Below are 11,595 nucleotides of genomic sequence, written 5' to 3'. Positions count from 1 at the left end.
CAGAAGCGCCCTCGCCATTCCATGACTGGCACTTTTACCGGACAGATGACATTGCCCACGTTCCGACGATGCGATCATGAGCAATCAGTAGACTTAACAGGCGGTAACGAATTAGGACGAAGGGTAATTGTCTGGAAAGTAGAACTCAGAAATGGAGGCGGCCCCAAAAGCCACATCCCGGCACACGCAGCCACCACTACCGTTGCTCCCTTCCGGGCCTGGCGGGGTTCGCAGTTTAGCGTTGCGGGAGGACCTAAGGGGCCACCATAATCGTATGCGTTTGAATGCATACTGACGCTGATTGGTGGCTACGCCCTGATTTGAACAGGGGACCCCATCATTATGAGTGATGTGCTCTAACCAACTGAGCTACGTAGCCTTTCCGACATCAGCGGGTGCAGAGTATGCCTATATTAGCGGCAAAAGGCAAGCCGAAATGGCCTGCCTTTTCATGCGCTCAACGCACGCGCTTACAACGCCGACTGTACGGCAGGTAGTGCGTCGCCGCCATCACGCGTCGTCACGCCTTCCAACCACGCCTCCAATACATCGGGATGTGCACTCAGGTAGTCACGCGCCGCTTCTCGAGGTTCGACCCCCTCGTCCATGATGGCGCTCATCAACTGGTTTTCCATCTCCAGCGTGAACGTCATGTTGCTCAGCAACTCACCGACGTTCGGGCAAGACTCGACGAAACCAGCGCGGGTATTGGTATAGACCGTCGCGCCACCGAGATTGGGTCCAAAATAGTCGTCTGCGTCAGACAGGTACGCCATCTCGAAATTGGTGTTCATGGGGTGCGGCTCCCAACCCAGGAACACCATCCACTTCTCATTGGGAACCCGCGCACTCAGCTCGGCCAGCATGCCCGCCTCGCTGGAGTCGATCACCTGCCAATCACCTAGCCCATAGGCATCATCATCGATCATTTGCTGAATGAGTTCGTTGCCATCATTGCCCGCCTCGATGCCGTGAATGCGCTGCTCGAACCGATCGGCATGCTCGGCTAGATCATTCACCGAGGTCACGCCCGCGTCGTATACGTACTGCGGCACTGCCAGGGTGTACTTGGCCCCTTCGAGGTTGGCCGTTAGACGTTCGACCTCGCCACGCTCGATGTAGGGGTCGCTGATGGAGGCCATGGAGGGCATCCAGTTACCCAAGAAGACGTCGAAATCGTCATTACGCATGCCGGCGTAGGCAATGGGCACCGAGACCGTATCGACACGGGGTTCATAGCCTAGCGCTTCCAATACTTCGCTGGCCAAGGCCGTCGTGGCGGTGATATCGGTCCAGCCCACCTCGGCAAAACGAACGCTACTACACTCATTGGCAGCAGCCGTCATCGGCAGGCAGGCGGTCACGAACAGAGCACTCAAGTGGCGTTTGGTTAGCTGTTTCATCCGTCGTCTTTCCTCGTTATCCGTTATGTTGAAACGCCCTCTACGGCGAGCAATGCAGAGGCGAGAAACTATTCGACACACTTTTATTGATTGAACGTTCAATAAAAAAATGCCATCATGGTTAGGTAATCATGCCTACTCCTTCATTTCAAGGTGAGGAGCCAATGGGCATTCAACGTCATTAGGAGATAGCTGTGCCAAAGGTGGGAATGGAACCAATACGCCGCCAGCAGTTAATCAAGGCAACGATGGCGGCCATTGACGAAATGGGTCTTGCCGAGGCAACGGTCATGCGTATCGCCCGTCATGCGGGGGTTTCCGCTGGCATCATTAGCCACTACTTCGGCGGTAAGGATGGCTTGCTGGAAGCCACGATGCGGCAAATATTGACCGATCTCAGCGATGCCGTTGCGGCGCGACGCCGTGCACTAGAAGATGACTCTCCCCGCGCCCATATTGGTGCCATTATCGAGGGTAACTTCGACCGGACTCAGGTCACCGGGCCCGCCGCGAAGACGTGGCTTGCCTTCTGGGCAAGCAGCATGCACAAGCCAGTGTTGCAACGTCTTCAGTACGTCAACGACCGCCGCCTATATACCAATCTTTGCCACCAGTTTCATCGCGTCATGCCCCGAGCCGATGCCCGCAACGCTGCCCGTGGTCTGGCGGCTATGATCGATGGGCTCTGGCTGCGCGGTGCACTGGCGCCCGAAGGCTTGAATGCCGACGAGGCACGGCTCCTTGCGCACACCTATCTCGACCAGTTACTGACACACCACGGGTGCTTCGAAGACGCATCCGCTGCCGAATTTTACTAAGGAGATCGACATGGCCGCTCAAGACGTACAGCCCCTCTACATCGATGGTCGCCCGGTTGATGCCACCTCCGGCGAAACGTTTACCGTGACCAATCCTTATGATGGCAGCCTGCTGGCCACCATTGGTCAAGCAAGCCAAGCCGATGTCGATAGCGCCGTTCAGGCCGCACAGCGTGGCCAGCGCGAGTGGGCCGCGATGACCGGCATGGAGCGCTCGCGCATCCTGCTACGCGCCGTGGCACTTCTGCGCGAACGCAACGATGAGCTCGCCGAGCTGGAAACCCGCAATACCGGTAAACCCATCAGCGAAACCGCCAGCGTCGATATCGTGACCGGTGCCGATGCCCTGGAGTACTACGCAGGCCTTGCCCCCGCCATCGAGGGCCACCAGATTCCTCTGCGCGACAGCTCGTTCGTGTATACCCGCCGCGAACCGCTAGGTGTGATCGGCGCCATTGGTGCCTGGAACTACCCGATTCAAATCGCCTGCTGGAAAGCGGCTCCGGCGCTGGCAGCGGGTAACGCCATCGTCTTCAAGCCCAGCGAAGTGACGCCGCTGACGGCGATGCAGCTTGCCGACATTTTCACCGAAGCAGGCCTACCGAACGGCGTGTTCAACGTGGTACAGGGCGATGGTCGCGTCGGCGCCATGCTGACCGAGCACGAGGGCATTGCCAAAGTCTCGTTCACGGGGGAAGTCGGCACGGGTAAGAAGGTCATGGCCGCTGCCGGTGGTTCCACGCTAAAAGACGTGACGATGGAACTCGGCGGTAAATCTCCGCTGATCGTGTTTGCCGACGCGGATCTTGATCGCGCAGCCGATGCCGCCATGATGGCGAACTTCTACTCCAGCGGCCAAATCTGCACCAACGGTACCCGCGTGTTCGTCGAGCGCAGCGTCAAAGAGGCGTTCGAAGCCAAGTTGGTCGAGCGTGTAGCGCGTATCAAAGCGGGCGACCCGATGGATCCAAGCGTCAATTTCGGTCCGCTTGTCAGCTTCGAGCATCAGGAAAAAGTGCTCTCCTATATCGCACTGGGCAAAGAGCAAGGCGCACGCGTGCTGGCCGGGGGCGACGCGTGGAACAGCGGCGAATGGGCCAAAGGCGCTTGGGCGGCCCCCACGGTATTCACCGACTGCACCGACGAGATGCGTATCGTCAAAGAGGAGATCTTTGGACCGGTAATGTCAGTACTGGCCTTCGACGACGAAGAGGAAGTCATCCGTCGCGCCAACGATACCAAGTACGGCCTAGCCGCCGGCGTCTTCAGCGAAAGCCTGAACCGCGCGCACCGTGTGATTCACCAGTTAGAAGCCGGCATCTGCTGGGTCAATACGTGGGGTGAATCTCCGTCTGAAATGCCGGTGGGTGGCTACAAAGAGTCCGGTATTGGCCGTGAAAACGGAGTGGAAACGCTCAATCACTACACGCAAACCAAGTCCGTGCAGATCGAGATGGGGCCGTTCGAGTCGGTGTTTTAAAGGCTGAGCCCAGCTTTCGTACACCGAACTCCCCCTTCTGGATGAGAGAACCGCTATGTCTCAAGCAACTGAGTTTGATTACATTATCATCGGCGCCGGTTCAGCAGGTAACGTGCTGGCCACGCGCCTGACCGAAGACAGCGATGTCAGCGTGCTGCTGTTGGAAGCCGGTGGCCCTGACTACCGTTTCGATTTTCGCACCCAAATGCCCGCAGCGTTGGCTTACCCGCTGCAGGGCAAGCGTTACAACTGGGCGTTCGAAACCGACCCCGAACCCCATATGGACAACCGCCGTATGGAGTGCGGCCGTGGCAAAGGCCTTGGCGGCTCCTCGCTGATCAACGGCATGTGCTACATCCGCGGCAACGCGCTTGATTACGACCACTGGGCCAAACAGCCCGGCTTGGAGGAGTGGGACTACTTGAGCTGCCTGCCTTACTTCAAGAAGAGCGAAACCCGCGATATCGGCCCGAACGACTACCACGGCGGCGACGGGCCCGTCAGCGTGACCACGCCCAAAGCGGGCAACAATCCGCTTTACCGAACCTTTATCGAGGCGGGCAAGCAAGCCGGTTATCCAGAAACCGAGGACGTCAACGGCTACCAACAAGAGGGCTTCGGCCCGATGGACCGCTTCGTGACGCCGAAGGGCCGCCGCGCCTCCACCGCTCGCGGCTACCTGGACACGGCCAAACAGCGCAGCAACCTGACCATCGAAACCCGCGCCGTCACCGACGTGATCGAATTCGATGGCAAGCGTGCCGTCGGCGTCCGCTACGAGCAGAAAGGCCAGCCCAAGCAGGCTCGCGCGCGTCGCGAAGTGCTGCTGTGCGGTGGTGCGATTGCCTCGCCGCAAATCCTCCAGCGCTCCGGCGTGGGCAATCCTGAGCGGTTGAAAGAGCTAGGCATTCCCGTCGTGCATGAACTGCCCGGCGTCGGCGAAAACCTGCAAGACCACCTGGAAATGTACATTCAGTACGAGTGCAAGGAGCCCATTTCGCTCTACCCGGCGCTGAAGTGGTACAACCAGCCGAAAATCGGCGCAGAATGGCTGTTCAAGGGCACCGGAGTGGGCGCCAGCAACCAGTTCGAGTCCTGTGGCTTCATCCGTAGCCGCGATGACGAGGAGTGGCCCAACCTGCAGTACCACTTCCTGCCCATTGCCATCAGCTATAACGGTAAAAGTGCCGTCGAGGCGCACGGTTTCCAAGCCCACGTCGGTTCCATGCGCTCTGAGAGCCGTGGACGCATTCGTCTTACGTCGAAAGACCCCTATGCAGCACCGAGCATTCTGTTCAACTACATGGCCAAAGAGAAGGATTGGGAAGAGTTCCGCGACGCGATTCGCCTAACTCGCGAGATCATCGCCCAGCCCGCGTTTGATCGCTACCGGGGCCGGGAAATTGCCCCTGGCCCAGACGTGCAGAGCGACGAAGCGCTCGACAACTTCGTCAAGCAGCACGCCGAAACTGCTTATCACCCCTGCGGCAGCTGCCGCATGGGCGAGGGTGACATGGCGGTGACCGATGCCCAAGGCCGGGTACATGGGCTCGAAGGACTGCGAGTGGTGGATGCATCACTATTTCCGGTCATTCCAACCGGCAACCTGAATGCTCCCACCATCATGCTGGCCGAAAAAATCGCCGACCGTATTCGCGGTCGCGAGCCCCTGCCCCGTGCCAGCGTCGATTACTACGTCGCCAACGGCGCGCCTGCCAAACAGGCATCGTAGTCCGAGACGAGTGCGGGCTTATCGACCCGCTGCGTCAAAACGCCATGGTTCCGCGCCATGGCGTTTTTTTATGCCCTAACTGCGCTACATTGAAGATATAAAGCGAACGTATAACGGTGAAAGGCTTGCACTAAGCATCATGACTCTGCGAATATTCAAACATACGTTTAAATACGTTCATTGATAACCACCCCACGGAGAACACCCATGCTCACCTTACTCCTCATCGTGCTCGCCGCTGCCGGCTTGCTCGTGGTGATGCGTCGCGAGGCAGGGGCCACCCCTGCGCTTGCTCTATTAGGCGTATTGGGCTTAGTCGGCCTGGTACTCGGCGCCCCGGTCGTGGGCACACTGCTGTTGATTGGCGCTGCGGCAGTGGCCGTTGCAGGCTTGCCTGTGCTGCGTCGTCAATGGTTGACACCGCGCATCTTTGCCACTTTCAAAAAGGTCGCCCCGAAAGTATCGGCGACCGAGCGTACCGCCTTGGAAGCGGGCAGCGTCTCTTGGGACGGTGAACTCTTCTCGGGTAAACCCCAATGGCAATCGCTGCTCGACTTCAAAGACGACGGCTTGAGTGATGAAGAGCAGGCGTTTCTAGACAGCCAGTGCGCCAAAGCCGCCGGCATGTGCAACGCTTGGGATATCGCCCGTGAGCGCGCCGACCTGCCCCAGGAGCTGTGGGACTTCCTGAAGAAAGAGGGCTTCTTCGGCATGATCATTCCGAAGGAGTACGGCGGCCTGGGCTTTTCGGCCAAGGCGCAATCCATGGTGCTGCAAAAGCTCTCCGCCAACGAAACGCTGATGGTCACCGTGGGCGTGCCCAACTCTCTCGGCCCGGGCGAACTGCTGCTGAAGTACGGCACCCAAGCACAGAAAGATCACTATCTGCCGCGCCTGGCCGATGGTCGTGAAATTCCCTGCTTTGGTCTTACCGGTCCCCGTGCAGGCTCTGATGCGACCTCGCTGCCGGATACCGGCGTGGTGTGTAAGCAGGTCATCGATGGCGAGGAAGTGGTCGGCGTTCGTCTGAATTTCGAGAAACGCTGGATCACCCTGGCGCCCATCGCCACCGTGGTTGGCTTGGCGTTCCGCTTGTTCGACCCGGACAACCTGCTGGGCGATGAGGAAGACCGTGGTATTACCCTGGCGCTAATTCCCCGCGATACCCAAGGCATGGAGATCGGTCGTCGCCATCACCCCATCGGTAGCCCGTTCATGAACGGCCCGATCAAGGGAAAAGACGTGTTCGTACCGCTGGAAACCATCATCGGCGGCCCGGACATGATCGGCCAAGGCTGGCGTATGCTGGTCGAGTGTCTCTCCATTGGCCGCTGCATTACGCTGCCTTCTGGCGCCACCGGCACCGCGCGCTACGCGTTGGGCTGGAGCGGCGGTTTCACCCGCGTGCGTCGTCAGTTCAACGTGCCGGTGGCCGAGATGGAAGGCGTGCAAGAGCCGTTGGCACGTATGGCGTCGCTGGCCTACATTTCGGCGGCCACGGTGTACCAAACCGCTAACCTGATCGACCACGGCGAGAAACCAGCGGTCCCCTCTGCCATTCTGAAAAGCCAGCTGACCGAATTCCAGCGCGTGCTGCTCAGCGATGCGATGGACGTTCACGGTGGTAAAGCGGTCACGCTTGGCCCGCGCAACTACCTGGGCATTGGCTATAGTGCCAACCCGGTAGCCATCACCGTGGAAGGCGCGAACATCATGACCCGCAACCTGATGATCTTTGGCCAGGGGGCTATTCGCTGCCACCCTTACGTGCTTGAAGAGCTGGCTGCGAAAGACGCCAATGACGTCAAAGCCTTCGACAAAGCCTTCTTCGGGCATGCGGGCTTGATCTTTGGCAACGCGGCGCGCGCTTTCACCCTTGGGCTAGGCATGGGCAAGCCGAGCGTACCGTTTAGCGGCCCCGCTGCTGGCTACGCCCAGGATATCGCACGCCTCTCAGCCGGCTTTGGCCTCTGCGCCGACGCCGCCATGGCCAGCCTGGGCTCCACGCTGAAAAAACGCGAAATGCTCTCGGCGCGTTTGGGCGACGTGCTTTCCAACCTCTACCTGGCTTCCATGGTGCTCAAGCAGTGGCATACCGGTAATCAGGTCGAAGGTGAAGAAGCCCTCCTGCATTACAGTCTTCGCTTCCTGCTGAATCGCGCTGAACAGGCCTTCGTGGAGATTTTCGACAATCTCCCCAACCGTGCGCTTGGCAAGACGCTAAAAGTAGTCGTCATGCCGACGGGACGCCGTTGGAACAAACCCCATGACGACCTGGCGCGGGATATTGCCCAGCGGGTATCGACGCATAGCGCGCTGCGCAGCAAGCTGCTTTCGAACACCTGGGACAAAGACGACGGTGCGGTGAGCAATCCGCTGGCACGCTACAACGCTCTGCTGGGTGATTACGACCGCGCCGAGGCGATCTACCGCACGGTCAACAAAGCCTACTCCAAAGGGGAACTGCCACAAACCGCGCTGCACCCCGAAGCACGTGTGGAAGCCGCGTTGGAGAAAGGCTTGATCAACGAAGAGGACGCTGCCTTCATGCGCACGTTCGAAGCCGAAGTACTGGAAATGCTGACCGTCGATGACTTCGCTTACGACGCCTTTGCCAACGACAAGTCGACATTGATCGACCACAACGCAACATCGGCCAAGGCGTCACCATCGGCAGAAACCAGCGTCAAATAACACGACCCTCATCTAGCGAGACCCTCGACCGGCCCTTTTGGGGCCGGTTTTTTTTGCGCGGACGTCATGTTCTAAAACGAAGCAAACGAACATGAAAGCACTCAAAAGCCGTTGCCGAACGCTCAGCTGTCGATTCAACGAGTCAAAAAAGCACCATTCGGGCTCTTTCTACGCCTAAAAGCGAATACAAACGGCCATCAAAAGCGTTGCAAGTTCGAAAATGATCAACTAGCCTTTCGTTAATGAAAATATCGCCTGGGTAGGTTGTCTGATAATAAACGGTCAACAAACATGACCAACCACCCATCCCGCGATCAGCGCGCTGCGCAACTATCGACGATACCACCCATATCGATACCACCTATCAATAACAACGACGCTAGCGAGATTGGCATGTCCTTACATTTGCAACACATCGACCATGTCGTCGGGGGTCAATCCCACATCAGTGGGGTGGATCTCGAACTGGAACCCGGTTCCTTCAACGTATTGCTGGGACGGACCTTGGCAGGCAAAACCACGCTCATGCGTCTCATGGCAGGCTTGGAGCAACCTACCCGCGGGCGCATCTTCATGGACGGCAAAGACGTCACGGGCGTGTCGGTTCGCAAACGCAACGTGTCGATGGTCTACCAACAGTTCATCAATTACCCCAGCCTGACGGTACGCGACAATATTGCTTCACCGCTGAAACTAGCCAAAACGCCTCAGCAGGAAATCGATCGCCGTGTCGGCAGCATTGCCGAAATGCTGCATATCGAACATCTCCTTGATCGCTACCCGCAAGAGCTCTCCGGCGGACAGCAGCAGCGGACGGCCATGGGACGGGCACTCGTCAAAGATGCCGATCTGATTTTGTTCGACGAGCCGTTGGTCAACCTGGACTACAAACTGCGCGAAGAACTCCGCGACGAGTTGCGTGAGCTGTTCAAAGCCCGTAACTGCATTGCCGTTTATGCGACCACCGAACCCAACGAAGCGCTGGCACTCGGCGGCAATACGGCCGTGCTGCACGAAGGACGGCTGCTCCAGTACGGCCCCACCGAGCAGGTATATCGCGAACCCAACGGCCGCCATAGTGCCGAAATGTTCTCCGAGCCGCCGATCAACATCGTGCCCGGCAAACTCACCGCGACGGACATCACCTTCGATCAGTCGCTACATTTTCCCTGCGACCCAGCGCTGCAGATGCTAGCCCCTGGCGATTACGACTTTGGCGTGCGCGCCTCTCATATCACCCTCAACCCCCAGTCAGTCGACGATCTCGAGCTGCCAGTCAGGGTCGACGTCGCCGAGATAAGCGGTTCTGAAACGTTCTTACACGTGCGCCATGAGCGCTTCCCTCTGGTGCTACATTTATCGGGAATTCACGAGTTTCACGTCAACGATGCGATCAACGTGTACTTCCCAACGCATCAGCTCTACGCCTTCGATAAACAGGGCAGCACCGTGCACATCCCCTCTTCTGTTCAAGGGAGCGTTGCCCATGGCTGAGATTACTTTAAAAGGCTTGGCGCACAGCTATAGCAAAAGTCCTAGCAGCCACAGCGACTACGCGATTCGTCAAATGGATCACGTGTGGCATCAGGGCGGCGCTTATGCCCTGCTGGGCCCGTCGGGCTGCGGTAAATCAACGCTGTTGAACATCATTTCGGGCCTGCTGGAGCCTTCAGAAGGTGACGTACTGTTCGACGGGCATCGCGTGAACGAGCTGCCACCGGAGGAGCGCAACATTGCCCAGGTGTTTCAGTTCCCGGTGATCTACGACACCATGACGGTGTACGACAACCTGGCTTTTCCGTTACGCAACATGAACACTCCCGAGTACAAGGTCGACCCGAAAGTTCGTGAAATTGCCGACATACTCGATCTCACGCCGCTGCTCTCTCGGAAAGCCAAAAACCTCACCGCCGATGAGAAGCAGAAAGTGTCCATGGGCCGCGGCCTAGTGCGTGACGACGTCTCCGCCATCTTGTTCGATGAGCCGCTCACGGTGATCGATCCACAGCTGAAGTGGAAGCTGCGCCGCAAGCTCAAAGAGATCCATGAGCGCTTCAATATCACCATGATCTACGTCACCCACGATCAGCTCGAAGCCTCTACCTTCGCGGACAAGATCGCAGTGATGTACGACGGCCAGGTGGTGCAGTTCGGCACGCCTCGTGAGCTGTTCGAAAAACCGGCGCATACCTTCGTGGGTTACTTCATTGGCAGCCCAGGCATGAACTTCATGAGCGTTACCCATCGAGCGGGCAATGTGATGTTTGGCGATCTGCCACTACCTGTGAACGAGGCCATTAGCCGCAGCGTGGCGGCGTCTAGCTCTAGCAATATCAAACTCGGCATTCGCCCTGAGTTCATTTCCGTCAGCCAAACCCCCGGGGCTGACAGCGTACCTATTGAAGTGGTCAACCTGCAGGACTTGGGCACCTATTCATTGCTGAGCTTTACCCTCAATGGCCAGTTGTTCAAGGCAAGGCTGCCCGAGGGGCATGCGCCGATCGGGGACGCGGCCCACGCCACGTTTTCCGATCAGCACATCGCGCTTTATGTCGATGAATACCTAGTGGAGATCGGCCATGAATAACAAAGTACTCAATAACCGCGCATGGCTACTGGTACTTCCCATGCTGGTGCTGGTGGCCTTTTCCGCCATCATTCCTTTGATGACCGTGGTCAACTACTCGGTACAGGACGTGCTCGGCCCTAATGCCCGCTTCTTCACCGGTACCGAGTGGTTTCATAGCATCTTGAACGACTCGGCGCTGCGCGATGCCTTCGTGCGTCAGATTTTGTTTTCCCTGACCATTCTCGCCATCCAAGTGCCTTTGGGCATTGGCATTGCGCTGATCATGCCTAAGCGCGGCTGGCAGGCCTCTGCCGTACTGATCTTGATTACCCTGCCGCTTCTGATCCCTTGGAACGTGGTGGGCAGCATTTGGCAGATCTTCACCCGTGGCGATATCGGCCTGATGGGCTGGGGTCTGCGGGAGTTGGGCATCAACTACAACATTACCCGCAATGCGGGGGATGCCTGGGCGACGATCATTTTGATGGACGTGTGGCACTGGACCCCACTGGTGGCCATGCTCTGCTACAGCGGCCTGCGTTCGATTCCCGAGGCTTACTACCAAGCCGCGCGTATCGACCGCGCCTCCAAGTGGGCCATCTTCCGCTACATCCAGCTTCCCAAGCTCACCAACGTGCTGGTCATTGCGGTGCTCCTGCGTTTCATGCACTCGTTCATGATTTACGCCGAACCTTTCGTACTGACCGGCGGCGGCCCGGGTAGCTCCACGACCTTTCTGAGCCAGTCGCTGGCCACCATGGCCATCGGCCAGCAGGATCTAGGACCCTCTGCCGCGTTCTCGATCATCTACTTCCTGGTCATTTTGCTGGTGAGCTGGGTCTTCTACACCACCATCATGCACATGCAAAAAGATAAGAACCCGCACGGGGGAGCATGAT

The 11,595-nt window shown here is 58.2% G+C and carries 8 protein-coding genes, 1 tRNA gene and 1 other RNA gene; 7 read left to right on the top strand and 3 right to left on the bottom strand.

Annotated elements, in window-relative coordinates; all coding sequences use genetic code 11:
* Positions 1-161 precede the first annotated feature (161 nt).
* From ffs to FHJ80_RS11790, 3 genes are all read right to left on the bottom strand, one after another.
* Positions 162-258, bottom strand: an RNA gene (gene ffs / locus FHJ80_RS11800) — signal recognition particle sRNA small type.
* 44 nt (positions 259-302) lie between these two features.
* Positions 303-379, bottom strand: a tRNA-Met gene (locus FHJ80_RS11795).
* Between the two features lie 91 nt (positions 380-470).
* Complete coding sequence (locus tag FHJ80_RS11790; protein WP_139527361.1) at positions 471-1,403, bottom strand: choline ABC transporter substrate-binding protein; 933 nt, start codon at positions 1,401-1,403, stop codon at positions 471-473.
* Between the two features lie 194 nt (positions 1,404-1,597).
* On the opposite strand from FHJ80_RS11790, the gene betI reads away from it, so the two are divergent.
* The 7 genes from betI (at position 1,598) to FHJ80_RS11755 (ending at position 11,594) form a co-directional block, all read left to right on the top strand.
* Positions 1,598-2,221, top strand: a complete 624-nt coding sequence (betI, locus tag FHJ80_RS11785) for a transcriptional regulator BetI (protein ID WP_176558241.1) — start codon at positions 1,598-1,600, stop codon at positions 2,219-2,221.
* 10 nt (positions 2,222-2,231) lie between these two features.
* Positions 2,232-3,701, top strand: a complete 1,470-nt coding sequence (gene betB, locus FHJ80_RS11780; RefSeq protein ID WP_139527359.1) for a betaine-aldehyde dehydrogenase — start codon at positions 2,232-2,234, stop codon at positions 3,699-3,701.
* A 55-nt stretch (positions 3,702-3,756) separates the two neighbouring features.
* Entirely contained in the window at positions 3,757-5,433 is a 1,677-nt protein-coding gene (betA, locus tag FHJ80_RS11775; protein ID WP_139527358.1) for a choline dehydrogenase, read from the top strand.
* A gap of 207 nt (positions 5,434-5,640) precedes the next feature.
* Complete coding sequence (locus FHJ80_RS11770) at positions 5,641-8,127, top strand: acyl-CoA dehydrogenase (RefSeq protein ID WP_139527357.1); 2,487 nt, start codon at positions 5,641-5,643, stop codon at positions 8,125-8,127.
* Between the two features lie 393 nt (positions 8,128-8,520).
* On the top strand, positions 8,521-9,621 hold the full coding sequence (locus FHJ80_RS11765; protein WP_139527356.1) for an ABC transporter ATP-binding protein: 1,101 nt from the start codon (positions 8,521-8,523) through the stop codon (positions 9,619-9,621).
* Entirely contained in the window at positions 9,614-10,714 is a 1,101-nt protein-coding gene (locus FHJ80_RS11760) for an ABC transporter ATP-binding protein (RefSeq protein ID WP_139527355.1), read from the top strand. The genes FHJ80_RS11765 and FHJ80_RS11760 overlap by 8 nt, the downstream gene beginning before the upstream one ends.
* Positions 10,707-11,594: a carbohydrate ABC transporter permease gene (locus FHJ80_RS11755; RefSeq protein ID WP_044628028.1), complete on the top strand. Its 888-nt coding sequence runs from the start codon at positions 10,707-10,709 to the stop codon at positions 11,592-11,594. The genes FHJ80_RS11760 and FHJ80_RS11755 overlap by 8 nt, the downstream gene beginning before the upstream one ends.
* Position 11,595: the final 1 nt, after the last annotated feature.

This window comes from Halomonas sp. BL6, from assembly GCF_006228115.1.
GTDB classification, from domain to species: Bacteria; Pseudomonadota; Gammaproteobacteria; order Pseudomonadales; family Halomonadaceae; genus Vreelandella; species Vreelandella piezotolerans.
The sequence above is the reverse complement of the archived record's forward strand: the minus strand, read 5'-3'. Positions and strand labels throughout refer to the sequence as shown.